This is a genomic window from Mycoplasma sp. 1012, from assembly GCF_054343455.1.
In genome coordinates this window covers 1-16,273 of the sequence record NZ_JBTGVG010000006.1, presented here as the reverse complement: position 1 = coordinate 16,273, position 16,273 = coordinate 1, and the positions used below count along the sequence as shown (strand labels likewise).

Sequence of the window (16,273 nt, the reverse complement as noted above, 5' to 3'; positions counted from 1 at the left end):
AACAAACTATTATTTTAAAAAACATAATTTATATTTTCTTTTTTAAAAACTTTTTTATTTTACTTTATAATTAATAAAATAATTTTGAAAGGTTCTTTATTATGAATAAAAAAACTAAATTTTTTCTTTCTTTTTCTTCTATTTTATTAGCAAGCACATCGTTTGTATCTTGTTCTTTTCCTTTTGTCAAAAAAGAAGAAAAAGAAACAATAGAGAATAAAAAACAAAAAATTAGTGTAGAAAATCCAAACTTCTCTCTTGAACCTAATTCTCCTGTTTTAGACAAAGCAAAACTAGAAGAAATTAAGCAAATATACAAGAAAAATACAGAAAATAGCGATTCTGTAACTGATTTTATTAAAAAAAGAAGTTTTCAAATTGAATATGTAAAAACCTTTGTAGAACTTTATTCTGATGATTCCAGAAGAAAATTTGTGATTTCAAATTTAGAAACAGAATTTGCTACTGGATGAGTTTTAGATAAAGATCCAACAGATGAAAGAGTTTATTATGTTGCTACAAATATTCATGCAGCAGCTTTCATAAATAAACCAATAATAAAAACTAATTCTGTAAAACTTTTGAATAATAAAAATAATAATTACTTTTATCAAAATATTTCAGCAGAAGAACTAGATAATTTCAATTCTCAGGGAATTTTCAAACCAAACTACAATGGAGAAATGCCAGAAAATTATTTTAGTTCACATGATATAAAAACCTTATCGTTAATCGGTTTAGAAGATTATCCAGAATACAAAAATGATCCTTATGTTATAAATGATGCAGGTAAAAGAACAAAAGAAATTACTGAAAATAGACAAAATAATTTTTATAATTATAAAGATGCTACTTTCAATAAAGATTTTGACGTTTTTAAAGATAAAACCAATATATTTGAATCATTTGAGGTTATTAAACCACTCAGTTATCCAAGTACTTTTTATAATTACTTTGATCTAAAAAATGGTAAACCTTCAGAAAAAGAATATCTTTCAGGATCAGATTTTGCAGTGATTAAAATTAAACTAAAAGATAATGTGGAAAAACCCGCTTTTTTAAAAGAATATGATAAGTCTCCAACACTAATAAATACTGTAAATACAACTTTAGAAAAAATTGAAGGTGAAAAAGTGTTTTCCTTTGGTTTTCCTGTAAAAATAAATGATTTAGAAAACAATAAGAGCACAAGAATTACTGAAAAAGTGGATGGATTTAAATTAACCAAAAGTTTTTATCAAAATGGTATTAGTATAATCAATAATATGCCAGTAATCAACCAAGGATTTCAAGACAATGAAAAACTTACAAATAAACCTTTTGATATAGAGAATTCAATTGATAAGGATTCTCCATCTATTGAAACAATATATTTAGCTAATCAAGATTTAGATAACTATGTTAAAGTACCAAAGTCTAATTTGTTTTTTAAAGGAGCATCCGGAGCTGGTGTTTTTAATCAAAATAAACAAGCAGTGGGAATTTTCTTTTCATCTAATGCAGGTTTAAAACACGATGATGAAAATTTTAATACTTTAAATATTCACAGATTACTAGAAAAAGAACAAGATAAAAGCCCTTTGATTTTTTATTTAAAAAATGTAGATCAAAATCACTCTTGACTAAAACAACATTTCAATGAAATTGTTGCTTTTAATAATTCTTTGATAAAAAAATAAAGTAAGTTTTTTGAAATAAAAAATATTATTTTCCAAAAAATAAAAATAATGTAAAATATTATAGTTAAAAATACAAAAAATTATTGTATAATTAAGAAACAAAACATTAAGGAGATAGAATGGCAAATATTAAATCAAAAATAACAAGAATCAAAACAAATGAAAAATCTAGAATAAGAAATAATGCTATTAAATCAAGAGTTCGTGGAGCTATTAAAAAAGCTAAACTAGCTGCAGTGCAAAATGCTACTAATGTAAATGAATTAGTTGCTAAAGCACATAAAGAAATTAATACTGCTGTTTCTAAAGGTGTTTTACACAAAAACAATGGTTCTAGAAAAACTTCAAGACTTGATGCTTTTGTTTCCAAACATTTAAGTGCAAATGTTGCTTAATTAAGATAATTAAAAACTCCAAAAGGAGTTTTTTTATTTATCTATTTTGCTTTGAATATACTTTAAATATTTTTTATTAAAAATATAGGTTTCCTTATAATACAAATTAATTAAAAATTTTAATTCTTCAAAAACAACATCAATAGTTTTTTGAGAATATTTCATTTTCTTTGCGTTTGATAAAAACTCTATTTTATCTATTATGTTTAAATCTTTATTAGGATAAACCTTAATATCTAAATCAAAATCAATGAATTTTACAGTGTGTTCTTCTACAAAAAAAGGAGATGCTAAATTTATATAGATATAAAATTTTTTGTTAACAATAGTTACTAAAGCATTAAAAAAATGTTTTTTATGAAAAAATCACAGTGTGTCTTCTCTAATAGATCATTTTTGAAAGTTTTTTTCCATAACTTTTGTTTTATTATTCATATAAAGTACAACATGATTTTCAGTTTCTTGTAATATTTTTCCACCACTTCACTGTCTATATAATTTTCCATTATATTTATATGCTTGTATATTAACAAAATTTTTATATTGCATTTTACTCCTTGATAATTTTATTGTTTCTTATTGTTAAAGATTCACTATTAGTTAAAAAACTTCTACTTGAACTTGGACCATAATTAGAATTACTTGAAAAATTATTTAAATTATGTAGTTCTTTTTCTTCTATTTTACCATTATTATTTAAGTCTTTTCACAACATAGGTTTAAAATCCATATTCATCTCTTCCATATTTAAATAACTATTTGTATAGTAACTTAAATATTTTTCTTCTGGAAAAAGACTATAATCTTGATCATTTTTATTTAATTTAGCTTTTAAATTATTACTTTCATTATAAACTAAATTTAATTTTATAAAGGAATTTTCCTTATTTTTGAAAATTAAGCCATCATATTTTTCTTTTGTATAACCACTAAAAAATAATTTATTATTATCTATATTTCCTTCTAATTTATCATTAATATATGTTCTATTATTTAAATTATAAATCCCACTGATATTCAATTTATAATTCATTATTTCTAAAAAATGAATAAATAAATCTTTAATTTTATTGTCCAATTTAATTACTGAATCATTTTTTGTAATATAACCACCAAAAGCAGAATCATTAATAATAAAATTATCTTCTAAATGTGTTAAACCATCTTCTCTAGTTAAAGTTGTTGTTCATAAAGAGTCATTTAAATAAAAATTTTTATCATTATTTAAATTATTTCTTTTTTCTATATAAAAATGTTTATATGCTTCGTTTGCAAAAAACTCTTCAAAGGAAAAATAATAACTTAAAGGAATAAAATTATTTAAGTTTTTAAATTTTTCATTCATAATTTGCAAATTTTTATTTTCAAAATTTATTTCATTTAACTTATTTGTTAATGATTTTTCCAAAATTTCTTTTATTGTAACATCGTTAAAAATATTACTTGAATTTAATAAATTTTTATTTGGGAAATAATTTGAAAATCTGTCATCTGTTATTCTTAAATCACTTAAAAAGTTATCTATAAATTCTTTATTATAAGTTTTAGTTGATTTACTGTTTTTGATTGTATATCCTTGTTTATAATTGGAAAGATAAGTGGAATCGATATAATGAAAATATTCATGATATAAAATTTGAAACAAAACTTCTATTCTGTCATCTTCATTTTTTATGTTTTGTAAAGAATCAGAATTTAAATATATTTCTCTAGTGTTTGAAATAAAAAAACCCTGTCTTTCCTTTGTATTTGAAAATTCTTTTAAATTTTTATCAATTATTATTTTATTTAAAAAATTTATTTCTGATCCATAAAATAAATCTTTTTTAATTCTTTCATAAAACTTTTGAAGTCCATTTTTAGATAAAAAATAATCTTCTTTTTTGTATTCAATCAAATCAAAATTAAAATATTTTTGCTCTATTTTTATAAATTCTTGTTCTTTATTTTTTGAATAATCACAAGAAGTAAAAACCATAGCAGGCAAAGTAAAAGAAAAAAAATACAAAAATGATTTTATTTTTTTATTAAACATATTAAGTTAATCTTTCTACTATTTTTATTAAATTATAAAACTTTCTATATTTTTGTATTAAAAATATTTATATTTCTTTTTATTAAATAAAAATACCAGTGTAAAATCACTGGTAAATTCATACTTATTTGATATTTTTATTGCTTTTAAATTGATAAGAATTTTTATATAAGAAAACTTTTTACATTTTATTTTTCTTTATTTAGTTCATGAAATTCAAAAGCTAATGGAAGATTATTTTTTGAAATATATTCTCCATTACTTTTATTCTTTAAATTTAATTGAATTAAATTTTTTAAATTATTTGTTTTAGGAAATTTTATACTTACTTGTTTAACATATTCCTTTACTCCATCTCTACTATCTATAAATAAAGAAAAGATAAGCATTTTAGTTTCAAAATATTTTTTTAATTTATTTTTTATATTTTCTTCTGATTCTCCTTTATTTACCTTAATTATTTTATTTAGTAATCTATCTTTCATCAAATAAAAAGGATTGTTAGTTTTTATGTTTTTATCAAAATTCTCATCGGAAAAAATAAGAGCTATATTAGTTGGTGTTGTTGTGGTTTTAAGAATAAAAGAAGTTCTTAAATCCTTCATAAAGAAGTTGAATTGATCTATATTACTAATAGCAATAAATTGTCCTAGATGATTTAAATCAAAGTTGAAAATTTCTTTTTTATCTTCTTGGCTAAAAGGAGATAAATTAAAATTTTGCTTTTCATTTTGTTTTGCATAAGGATTTGCAAAATAAAAAGTATCAATATGATTTTTATCTACTTCTCAAATATCATCTTTTTCTAAAAAATCTTTTTTGTATTTTATTTCATTTCATTCTTTAAATAATTCATCAGAATTATGATATTTAGTGTGAATGGGTTTTTCAAAAATAAATTTTGATTCATTATCTTTTTTCTGTATATTTTCTTTATTTTCGTCACAAGAAACGAGAAAATCTGATACTGAAATTGTTGTAAGTACTGGTAATATTAATTTAATTTTTTTCATTTTTATTCAACTTAACTATTGTCTTTTTCTAATTCATGAAATTCAAAAGCAAGTGGATAATCTCAATCTCGATCATATTTATATTGATCTTTCTCATTAGTTAAATTTTCTTCAATTAAATCTTTAAGATTATTTGTTTTAGGAAATTTTATGTGAACAGTTTTTACTTCTTCAGTAATCCTACTTCTTGTTTCTACAAGTAAAGAAAATAATACTATTTTTTTAGAGAAATAATTTTTTAATTTTTCTTCTATTACTTCATCATTATCTAAATCAGTTGTTTTAATCATTGATTGAATTAATGATTTTTTTATTACATAAAATGGATTATTAGTTTCGAACTTATTTAAAAAATCATAATTGAAAAATAAAAGAGAAGGAAAGTCTTTATTTACATTTTTAAAATTAAAAGAAACACGCAAGTCATTAATAAAAAATTTAAATTGATTATAGTTACTTATTGCTATAAATTGACCCAAATGGTTTAAATCAAAATTAAAAATGTGTTTTTTATCTTCTTGAATAAAAGGAGATAAGCTAAAATTATATTTTGAATTTTCTTTTTTAAAAGGATTTTCAAAGAAAAAACTAGTCAAATGATTTTTATAAACTTCTCACTCTCCATGTTTTCATAAAAAATCTTTTTTGTATTTGACTTGATTTCATTCTTTGAATAATTCATCAGGATTATGATATCTATTGTAAGCAGGTTTTTCAAAAATAAATTTTGATTCATTATCTTTTTTCTGTATATTTTCTTTATTTTCGTGACAAGAAATAAAAGAAAATAAAGATAAGCTAGCAGTTGCAACAGGAATTAATAATTTAATTTTTTTCATTTTATTCTACTAAATGACTTATAGCAACTTCATCATCTAATTGCGAAATTGATGAATTTTGTTTATAAAGATAATATCTATATTTTCCTGCTTTACTTATTTTAATATTTAAAATTTCTTTATTAGATTTAACTGATGTGGTTTTTTTAACTTTTTCTCATTCTTTTGTTTGAATATTTCAATATTCTAAAACAATATTGAAATCTGTTACAACATTATTGTTTTTAAACTCTTGTTCAAAGTAATTTTTATCTTTTTTACCAAGATATATATTTTCTGGGATTTCTTTATCAAAACCATTGAATAATCATGCTGAACTAATTTTTAGTATTGAATTATCTTTTAATTCTAATTCTTTTATAGTTTCATCTAATTTTCCTTTTTCTCTATCTCCTTTTATTGTAAATTCTCTTAAACTATCTACTGCTTCTTTTGCTTTTTTATAGTTTAAAATTCCTGCCCCGAAATCTTGATTATAACCTGTTCCTTTAATTAAATTTTTGCTAAATTCATTAAATAAATCAGATGAAACACCTATTAAAGAAAATATTGATACAGGTTTATTTCTAACTTTTGGAAAATTTCTATATAACTTAGAAATTACTCCTGTTACTAGTGGAGCAGCAAAACTTGTACCTTTGGTATGTGCAGAATTTTCAATAAATTTAAAATCATAATTTGTTCCAGAAGCAGCTACTGTGATATTTGGATAATCTTGTGAAAAATAGTAAGAGTTGCTAGAATTAACTGAAAAAAAAGTAGATTTTTTTGTTTCTGTGTCAATTGCTCCAACTTTTATTGTATTTAAACCTAATTTCATTCCATGAAAATTATTGTTTATATAATCTTCCTTATGATTTCCTGCAGAAAATACAAGAATTATTTTATATTTTTTGGTAAATAAATCTAAAAAATATGCAATGTTATCATAAGAAGTCCTTAAGGTAATTGGGGAATCCGGATCAGGAGAACCATAACCAAAACTTCCATTTATTACTTGAATTCCTTTTGAAACAGAAGTTTTTAAAAGTTTTTCTAAATTATACATATCATTAAAAACAAAAGTATATTCTGAAGCTTTATAATTTGTAATATAAAGTTTCAAATCATAAATTTTTGCAAAAGGATCAACTCCTTCTTTAGAAGAAATTAAACTAGCTACCTCTTCCTTGTGATCGATGTTTTGGTCCAGTAGACTTTTTGATTCAAAAACTAGATTATTAAACTTAAATAAATTATTATCTTTTCTTAAATAAACACCTTCAAGAACTCCTACTTTTGTTCTATAAACCCCTTCAGGTTCATTAGTTTTTTTATCAATTTTTACTTTTGTTTCATCATAGTCATCATTAATTAAATCTAATTGTTTTCTAAAATGTGTTTTGTAATCAGAAGTGGATAAATAATATCAACTTTCTTCTTTCTTTTTAGGTTCTTCTTTTTTAGTTACAGTAGAACTTGATGATGAACTTGATGAATAAGAATTTTTATGCTGTTTATAAGTTCAATCATTACTACTATAAGGATTATAATTGCTTGAACTTATACTTGCTTTTCCTGTATCTTGATCATATAATAGACATTTTCCCAAATCATCTGGTTTATCGATACAATACTTAGTAATTAATCTTTCAGCTACATCTTTAAAAGATAAAGTTCCTACTATTTGTTCTTTAGAATAGTTAGCAAATTCTTTTTTATTATCTAAAAATTCTGCAAATTTATTTGCATCTTCTAAGTCTACTTCTACACTTATCATAGGAAGAATTTCAGAATAATAAGAATATTTAACAATGTTTTTATCTTTAAGTTCACCTAAAAGTAAATCTAAAACTTTTTTATTTTCTTTTGAATATTTTTCAATTTTAAGATTGTTATCTAAATTATCATCTACAAAGACGTTTGTATATAATCTAAATACTTCTCTTTTTGGTAAAGACTCAACAAAATCAGTTACCATTTTATCTTCTTTTGTTGAATGTTCTGAAAAATTTTCAGTTGTATAATTCTTTAATTTACTTAAAAATTCATAAATATTTAATGTTTTATTTTCTTTATTATTTTTTTGCTCTGAATCATTAAGATTCATACTTACACCTAAAATAAATGGACTTAATAAACCAGTTATCGGCATAAGAGTAAATAAGAATTTATTTTTTTTCATAATTTTCTCCTTTATTTTATTTAAAAAGGTTGCAAAAAATCCTAAACTTAATTAGGATTTTCTTTTTAGTTTATTATTTAATTAATTAGCTAAATTTGTTTAAAGTCCTAAAAAAGTAAAAATGAAAATATTGGTTAATTTTAATAATTAACTTGTTTATATTACGAATGATAATATTTTTAACTATTTTCATTTTTCCTCCTGCAACCATAATTTTATTATAATACTTTTTTGCAAAATTTTCAAAATAAAATAATTTTTTCATATTATATTAATAATAATATAAATATTTATTATTTTAAAATTTATTTATTTCTTGTTTAAAAAATAAATTTTAGTATTATTTTGATATGAGATTAAGAAATATACCAAATGCAACGGAATTACTTTTAGAAAGTGAATATTTAATAACTGAATTTCCTTTTAAAGTAAATTCTAATACCGTGCTTGAAATGGGTATGGGAAAAGGTGAAATGTTAGTTCAACTTGCTCAAAATAATCCTGATATTATGTATATAGGAATTGAAAAATATCCTACAGTTGCTTTAAAATCTATGAAAAAAGCAAAGAAATTAAATTTAAAAAATTTTAAAATAATTAATAGAGATATTTCAGAATTACCTAATTTACTTGAAGGAAAAGTAGATTTAATTTGACTTACTTTTTCAGATCCCTGACCTAAAAAAAGACACTATAAAAGAAGACTTACTTATAAAAACTTTTTAACTATTTATCAAAATTTATTAACTTCAAATGGTTTATTAAAGTTTAAAACGGATAATGATGGTTTATTTGAATACAGTATTGAATCCATACAAGAGTTTGGAGCAAATATTATAAATTTAACAAAAGATCTTCATAATAGTGAACTTTCTAAAAACAATATTATGACAGGTTATGAAAAAAAATGATCAGATAAAGGTAAAAATATAAATTACTTGGAAGTTAAATTTAATAAATAATTATGTATATTAATAATAAAAATTACCTTTTTTGAAATTATTTTATTAACTTAAAACTTTCAAAAGAAATATATTTATTTCCTTTTTTTGGTTCTTATGTTTTTATCTGATTATTTAAAAACATAGTTTTTTCAAATCTAAATGATAGTGATTTAGAAATTGATATAAAAAGAAAAATTTATTTTATTCTATTTTTTCCTTTATTTATAAGTTGTGTGTTTTTATTTGTATTTTTAATGTGTTCTGTATTTTTACTGCAAGAATGAAGCGATAATCCAGAAACAAGTTTTTATTTGAAATTTTTAGTTGCTACTAGCGGAATTATTATTTATATTTTACTTCACCCTTTATGAGTGTTTCTTGCTTTTAAAGAATGTAAAAAATATTCTCAAAAAGAGTACAATACAAAAGGAAAAATAGATTATAGTTTGTTTCAAATAAAAAATCAAAAAGAGTGAATTTCTTTTGTTTTTAGCAAAAATCACATAGATGATTTTTCTTATTTAAAGCATTTTCACTTTATAATGAAAAATGAAACAAATAATAAAATCAAATTAACTGAAAAACAAAATATAAATATATCTAATAATTTAGTTGAAAATATAATTTTTAACTGATATAAAAAACATTTTTACAAATTTAAATTAATGTTTTTACTAGTTTATATAAAAAATATAATTAAAAATCAAGAACAAATAGATCAAAATAATAATGCTTTATATAAAAACATAAATAAAGAAATTTTCTTTTTAGTTGGTTTAAAATTGCTGTTTTTTGCAGTTTGAATTAGTTCTCTAATTTTAATTATATTACTATCAAATATTTTTGTCTTTTTCTTTTTCTTGTTCTGTTCAATACTTTCTTATTTAATAATTTTAAAACCATTTTTTGGTTTTATATTTAGAGTAAAATTGTTGAAAAATCTTCAAGCATAAACATTTGATAATTTGTTTATGCTTTTTTTAATAAAAAAGATAAAAATTTATAAAAAAAGATTAAAATATATTTATTATAAGAATAGGAGAAAAATGATTAAATTTATAGAAAAATTAACAAATTCTAACTTTTCACTTGAAGCTGTATTCAAAGGTGAAAAGTTTGATTCAAATGTTATTGAAAAAAAATTCGCTTTAACTGAATTTATTACAGAAAAAAAAGCAGTAATGTTTTTAGGAGATAAATCAGAATTTAAATTAAGTGATTTAGATACTTTATTAGATAAACTTGTTTCATTACCAAGAGTTTATGAAGTCAAACTTGAAAGTTTTGTAAATGAAGAAGTTTCATTAACAACACTTGCAACAAGATTATTAAAAAAATATGAATTTGTAAATGCAAATATTTACAACGTAAAAACAAACAAAAAAGAAGAAAAAAATGATTTATATGTTTTAGTAAGTAATCTAAGTTCTTTAGATGCTGAACTTAAAAAAACAAAAGTGTTAGTTGATTCTGTAAATTTTGCAAGAAATTTACAAGCAACTCCTCCAAACATTTGTAACTCAGAATGATTAGCTGAAAAAGTTAAAGAACAAGTTTCACAATTTAAAAACTTAAAAGTAACTGTATTAAACAAAAAAGAAATTGAAAAACTTGGAATGGGACTTTTATTATCAGTAAATAAAGGTTCTATGTATGAACCAAGATTAGTTGCTATTGAATACAACGGAAATCCTGATTCAGAAGAAAAAGTTGCATTTGTTGGAAAAGGTATTACTTTTGACTCTGGTGGTTACAACATTAAAACCGGAAGAAGTATGCTTGGAATGAAATACGACATGTCAGGAGCTGCAATAGTAGCTTCAGCATTAAATGCAATTGCACAATTGAATCCTAAAGCAAACGTTGCTGCAGTATTGGCAATTACTGACAACAGAGTAAATGGTGATGCTAATTTACCAGATGCTGTTTGAACTTCAATGAATGGAAAAACAGTGGAAATCAATAACACAGATGCTGAAGGAAGATTAGTTCTTGCTGATGGAATGACATATGCTATTAGAAACTTAAAAGCAACTGCGGTTATTACAGTAGCTACATTAACAGGTGCTATTTTAGTTGCTCTTGGACATACTTTCACAGGAACATTCTCAACTTGTGATTGCTTATGAAATAAATTAGATGAAGCTGCAAAACAACAAAACGAATTAATTTGAAGAATGCCTTTACACGATGATTTTGCTAAATTTATTAAAGGTTCAACAGTGGCAGATTTAAAAAATACTGATTTAACTGGAAATGGTGGTTCTATTTCTGCTGCTATGTTCTTGAAAGAATTTGCAGAAGGAAAATATTTTGCTCATTTAGATATAGCTGGAACAGCAGAAACAGGTGAAAAACCTATGGGTGTAATGGTTAAAACATTAGTTCAATATGCATTAAACAAAAAATAATAATTATTTTAAATTACAAACACAAACAAAACTGTTTGTGTTTTTTTACTAAATTCTTTATTTTTCCTTTATTAATCATAAAAAATATATAAATATTCAATATAAAAACGCACCAAAAAGTATATATTATTTGGTGCAAAAATGTAAGGTTGTGATATAATAATTTTGTATAAATTCACCAAAAAGTTTATGTTATTTAGTGCAAAATAAAGAAATAAAGGAAAAATATGATAAGTAAACAAATAGAAGAAATAATGTATAAAAATAGGGGACAAATATTTACTGTTTCTGATTTTCTAAATTTAGCTTCTGTAAATACAATAAAATCTGCTTTGTTACGATTAAAAAACAAAGGTAAAATTCAACACTTAATGAGAGGTTTTTTTGTTTATCCAAGTTATATAAAACTATTAGATGAATATTCTTTACCTTCCCCTATAGAACTGGCAGAAAAAATTGCAAAAAAGTATGATTTTATTTTAACTCCTACAGGAAATACTGCATTGAATATGACAGGTATTTCAACTCAAGTACCAAATATTTGTTTATTTTTAACAAATTGAAACTATAAAAAATACAAATATAAAAATTGAGATATTGTTTTCAAAAAAACAAGCAATAATTTAATTAATGGTTTTAATTTATATCAAAATTTAATTATACAAAGTATAAAAACACTAGGACCTAATATAAGTCAAGAAAATATAGAAATATTAAAAAATTTTAAAACTAAGAATAAAGTACACTTTACAGATAAAATTAAAAAATTACCAAATTGGATTTTTAATATTATTCAAAAAATTTAAGGACTACTATGAAACATTTAGAACAAATTAAAAAAATAATTAACAAATATAATGGATTAATTAGTGCAAAAATTTTAAAAGATAATAATATTCCTACTTGATACCTTTATTATTTATACAAAAAAAATAAATTAGAAAAACACAAAATAAAAGGTTTTTACGTGCATTGTGATTATTTTAACTTAGACGAAGAATTTACTTTCCAATCCAAACACAAAAATGTTATTGTTAGTCATTTAAACGCTTTATATTACTGAAATTTAACAGACCATCATATTTGACTTAATCATTTTACCACTTCAAACAAAAGTATTAAATCCGAATACAAAATTTACAATGTAAATAAAAAACTCTTAAATTTAGGTGTTGTTACAATAAAAAATCAGTGAGGATTACCTATAAAAATTTATAATATGGAAAGAACTTTAATAGATATTTATAAAGACAGAAAAAATATGATTAAGGAAATATATTTAAAAGCATGAAAAACTTATCTATTAGAACCTATCCATCCTACTAACATAAAGCGATTATTATATTATGCTAAAAAATTCAAAGTTCAATATGAAATTAAAGCAATATTAAATTATTTAGGTGTTTGAGAGAAAATGAGAGAATTAGCGAATTTAAAATAAAAATAAGAAAGTAAATATGAGTAATAAATTAATAAAAAATTATAGTGATTCTGTAAAAAATAAAGTGAAACATATCAATAATAAATATAAATTACCTCCAAATACAGCATTAAACACCTTTTTTATGTTAGAGTTTTTAAAATTAGTAGCAGAATCTAAATATAATAAAGAATTTGTAGTTAAAGGAGGGATGCTATTACTAAACAAATTAGGGTTAGATAAGAGATGAACTAAAGATATTGATTTTTTAAGTTTAAATAATGATATAAATTTAATCGAAAGCAAAATCAAAGAAATAATAAGAACAAATTCACAAATTAAATTCCAAGTGTTACCAAAAACAGAAAATATTAGAGAACAAGAATTATATGGTGGCATTAGAATATACCTTAAAGCATCTTTAAATAAAATAGAAACATTTTTTCATATTGATATTACAATTAAAGACGTTATTTATCCAAAAATTGTTAATAATGTTTATAATACATTAGAAAAACAACCTTTTAAATTACAAGAATTTCCTTTAGAAACTGTTTTTGCTGAAAAATTACACTCTTTATATGAATTAGGAGTTAATACATCTAGGTTTAAAGATTTCTTTGATTTTAATTTTTTAATAAATAATGTAGAAATAAATAGTTTAAAGCAAGTAATTAATTTAGTTTTTAACCATCGTCAAACCGTTTTTAATATAAATACTATGATTAATACAATTCTTAAAGTTAAAAATTCAAATAATATACAAAAATTATGAGATATTTATAAAATTAATATTAAAAGTGATTTAAAATTAGAAGAAATATTAAATAAATTACAAGAATTATTACAAAGGATTTTCAATGAATAATAGTAAAGAATTAGAGTTTATAAAAAAATATAAATATTATCGTAATAAAAAACAATTAGATAGTAGTGAATTTAGTAATTATTTATATGAGTTTTTTAAAAATAATACTTTAGATTTGTTTGAATTAGAAATTATATTAAAAAATCAAGTAAAAATATTTTTAGAAATACAAGATTTATGTGGATTCACATCAATTAGAATATAAATAAATTTTTATTTATAAAAGTCCGTAATAATAAAATATTGAACTATTTTTACTCGGTGGTTAAAAAAGGGCAGTGTAAGATATTTTGTGTTTTTTACTAAATTTTTTATTTTTCTGTGTTTCACAATTTAAAATTAAATATTAATCTATTTTGCCTTGTTTAAATTCAACATTTATTATTTATTATGATTGTTTTTTATGGAATTATTATAATAAGTCGTTTTAGTAAATTGAATTTATCTATTTGATTTTGAATGTTTCAAGTAGCAATGATAGGATTATATTATTTATGAGATTGAACGTTAATTAGAAGAAAAGAAAATTCACTATATAATAACTTATATTCACAATACGCACCTATTATTTCTAATTATTTAACTCAAACTTACACCACAACAATTAATAACACCGATAATAGTGATAACAGTTCAAAAATAATTAATATTGATATGAGTCAAAACTATTTATCCCAAGGTTCTAATCAAAATAAATTAATTAATAATCAAGGAACTAAAAAAATTGAAAGTAAAAACAATGATGTTTCGTTAGATAAAATAGATGATTTATTAGAAGATAAAAGATTAAATAGGTTAGTAGAAGATAAAAATTTAAATAGATTAGTAGAAAATAACGCAGTAAGTCCAAAAGAGATAGAAAACCAAAAATTAAGTTATTTTAATGAAGACAGTGATATATTTTAAATAGTTGGAATAACAGTGATATATTTTAGATGCCTGGCATCTATTTTTTTTAGTAATTTTGAAGATGCACAAAAATATAGTTAAAATCGACAGAAATTCTTCGGTGTAAATTCATTGCATCCACTACATTATCGTTGAAAATACGCAATTCCTAGGCGTTACAGAGTATATTTTAATTGAAGCATAGTGTTAGAGTTACACGGTAGGTTTTAGATTAATAATTTTTTACATATTTATTGATTTAACACTATTTTTATCAAGAATTTAAAAAACCCACTACCAGTGAGTCTCCTTTGTTTCCCATACCATATCTAAAAAGCAATATTAATAAGGAATCCGCTAATTAGCGACAGTTCTTTCAATAAATATATTCTACCATAAAATACAAATTTACTCGTAAAATCTATAATCAGGGAAAAGTTTTAATTCATATTCTATTTCTATTTCAATATTAAATAATTTAGCATAATACATTAATCTCTCTAAATTAATAGGTTCATCACTTTCATATGTATAATAGTTTCAACACTCTAAATATAATTCATAATCCATAATGTTTTTTGATAAATATAGATTAATTAAGGTTCTCTCTCTATCATAGATATAAAATTTATGTCCAAAATTATTAATATAAAGTATTTTACCTATGTTTATATATCTTTTTGAATAAATAAATGCTTGTTCCTTTTTAGATTTTAAATTTGATTTATCCACTTTATAATTTTTAAGTATAGCATAGTGATAATAGTTGCAATCGTTTGTCATTGAGTTTAAATAGGCACTTGAATAATGAGTGTAAATTATTTTAGGATTTGCTAAATAAAATAAATAGTAATCGTTATATAAATTATATTCATAAAAATTAACATCATAATAAACGCCTTTTGAATACTTCTTAATTATATTGTGTTTTATTAGTAAATTTAAAAAACTACGAGTAAATCCTAATTCTTCTCATCTTTTTGTAGTAAAACATCCGTCTTTTTTAGATATTTTTAAATATTTTTTTCAGTATTTAGATTTTTTATATGTTTCCATTTCAGTAAGTTTTTCATATATCTCCTTATAATTTTAATTATATCATTAAGAAATATTAGTAATTTTAATTTTTTTGGTATAATAATAGTATAAAGGACCCACACATTTTGAATAGAACATAAGTAGGCACTATTTCGATGGTGTTTTTTTATACCTTACAACAGCAAATATAATGAAATTATTATAAAAGCACCACTAATACAAACAAATACACAAATTATGTGCGAGAAATAATAAAAAGTTAGTATAAAAATGTGTGAAATATACAAATTAACTTAAACACACATATTTTAATATTATTACAGTATTAATTTAGAGAAAATATTTAGTTGCGAGTATTTATGATATTGACTTAACTGAAAAATTATTATAAAAATACACCATAGAGTAATACTACAAAGTGCTTTACTTTTAATAACTAACTAAAAAGCAGTAAATTATAATATTAAATGGTGTAAAAATTATTATATGTTTCAGTTTTTTGATTTATTAATGTATCAAAAAGAGGTAGTGTAAGATATTTTGTGTAAATTTCTCTTGCTTACTTTTTAGTAAGAGATT

16 protein-coding genes are annotated in these 16,273 nt (G+C 21.6%); 10 read left to right on the top strand and 6 right to left on the bottom strand.

All coding sequences use genetic code 4. The features are described from left to right. Window positions 1–101: 101 nt before the first annotated feature. Entirely contained in the window at window positions 102–1,679 is a 1,578-nt protein-coding gene (locus ACXX89_RS01395; protein WP_458557390.1) for a DUF31 family putative serine protease, read from the top strand. A gap of 119 nt (window positions 1,680–1,798) precedes the next feature. Beyond that, on the top strand, window positions 1,799–2,074 hold the full coding sequence (rpsT, locus tag ACXX89_RS01390; protein WP_436358860.1) for a 30S ribosomal protein S20: 276 nt from the start codon (window positions 1,799–1,801) through the stop codon (window positions 2,072–2,074). A gap of 33 nt (window positions 2,075–2,107) precedes the next feature. Here rpsT and ACXX89_RS01385 read toward each other — a convergent pair whose 3' ends face one another. From ACXX89_RS01385 to ACXX89_RS01365, 5 genes are all read right to left on the bottom strand, one after another. Further along, window positions 2,108–2,623, bottom strand: coding sequence for a DUF402 domain-containing protein (locus ACXX89_RS01385; protein ID WP_436358859.1), 516 nt, complete (start codon window positions 2,621–2,623; stop codon window positions 2,108–2,110). Between the two features lies 1 nt (window position 2,624). Continuing rightward, window positions 2,625–4,109 (bottom strand): MYPU_1760 family metalloprotease, encoded by a 1,485-nt coding sequence (locus tag ACXX89_RS01380; protein ID WP_458557389.1) that lies wholly within the window; start codon window positions 4,107–4,109, stop codon window positions 2,625–2,627. Window positions 4,110–4,297: 188 nt separating this feature from the next. Next, window positions 4,298–5,122, bottom strand: coding sequence for a hypothetical protein (locus ACXX89_RS01375; RefSeq protein WP_458557388.1), 825 nt, complete (start codon window positions 5,120–5,122; stop codon window positions 4,298–4,300). An 11-nt stretch (window positions 5,123–5,133) separates the two neighbouring features. Beyond that, window positions 5,134–5,961 (bottom strand): hypothetical protein, encoded by an 828-nt coding sequence (locus ACXX89_RS01370; protein ID WP_458557387.1) that lies wholly within the window; start codon window positions 5,959–5,961, stop codon window positions 5,134–5,136. Between the two features lies 1 nt (window position 5,962). Continuing rightward, window positions 5,963–8,125, bottom strand: a complete 2,163-nt coding sequence (locus ACXX89_RS01365) for a S8 family serine peptidase (protein ID WP_458557386.1) — start codon at window positions 8,123–8,125, stop codon at window positions 5,963–5,965. 350 nt (window positions 8,126–8,475) lie between these two features. Here ACXX89_RS01365 and trmB point away from each other — a divergent pair, with 350 nt between their 5' ends. From trmB to ACXX89_RS01325, 8 genes are all read left to right on the top strand, one after another. Next, window positions 8,476–9,087 carry a tRNA (guanosine(46)-N7)-methyltransferase TrmB gene (trmB, locus tag ACXX89_RS01360; protein ID WP_458557385.1) on the top strand — a complete coding sequence of 204 codons (612 nt, stop codon included), beginning with the start codon at window positions 8,476–8,478 and terminating at the stop codon, window positions 9,085–9,087. Between the two features lie 2 nt (window positions 9,088–9,089). After that, window positions 9,090–10,022: a hypothetical protein gene (locus ACXX89_RS01355; protein ID WP_458557384.1), complete on the top strand. Its 933-nt coding sequence runs from the start codon at window positions 9,090–9,092 to the stop codon at window positions 10,020–10,022. 93 nt (window positions 10,023–10,115) lie between these two features. Then, window positions 10,116–11,480: a M17 family metallopeptidase gene (locus ACXX89_RS01350; protein ID WP_458557383.1), complete on the top strand. Its 1,365-nt coding sequence runs from the start codon at window positions 10,116–10,118 to the stop codon at window positions 11,478–11,480. A 227-nt stretch (window positions 11,481–11,707) separates the two neighbouring features. After that, window positions 11,708–12,286: a DUF6088 family protein gene (locus tag ACXX89_RS01345; RefSeq protein WP_458557382.1), complete on the top strand. Its 579-nt coding sequence runs from the start codon at window positions 11,708–11,710 to the stop codon at window positions 12,284–12,286. A gap of 8 nt (window positions 12,287–12,294) precedes the next feature. Further along, on the top strand, window positions 12,295–12,921 hold the full coding sequence (locus ACXX89_RS01340) for a type IV toxin-antitoxin system AbiEi family antitoxin domain-containing protein (protein ID WP_458557381.1): 627 nt from the start codon (window positions 12,295–12,297) through the stop codon (window positions 12,919–12,921). A gap of 16 nt (window positions 12,922–12,937) precedes the next feature. Next, the gene (locus tag ACXX89_RS01335) at window positions 12,938–13,768 is read left to right on the top strand and encodes a nucleotidyl transferase AbiEii/AbiGii toxin family protein (protein WP_458557380.1); all 831 of its coding nucleotides are present in this window, start codon (window positions 12,938–12,940) and stop codon (window positions 13,766–13,768) included. Continuing rightward, entirely contained in the window at window positions 13,761–13,973 is a 213-nt protein-coding gene (locus ACXX89_RS01330) for a hypothetical protein (RefSeq protein ID WP_458557379.1), read from the top strand. The genes ACXX89_RS01335 and ACXX89_RS01330 overlap by 8 nt, the downstream gene beginning before the upstream one ends. A gap of 254 nt (window positions 13,974–14,227) precedes the next feature. Next, window positions 14,228–14,674 carry a hypothetical protein gene (locus ACXX89_RS01325; RefSeq protein ID WP_458557378.1) on the top strand — a complete coding sequence of 149 codons (447 nt, stop codon included), beginning with the start codon at window positions 14,228–14,230 and terminating at the stop codon, window positions 14,672–14,674. A gap of 390 nt (window positions 14,675–15,064) precedes the next feature. On the opposite strand, the gene ACXX89_RS01320 is transcribed toward ACXX89_RS01325, so the two are convergent. Then, window positions 15,065–15,712, bottom strand: a complete 648-nt coding sequence (locus ACXX89_RS01320; RefSeq protein WP_458557377.1) for a hypothetical protein — start codon at window positions 15,710–15,712, stop codon at window positions 15,065–15,067. Window positions 15,713–16,273 lie beyond the last annotated feature (561 nt).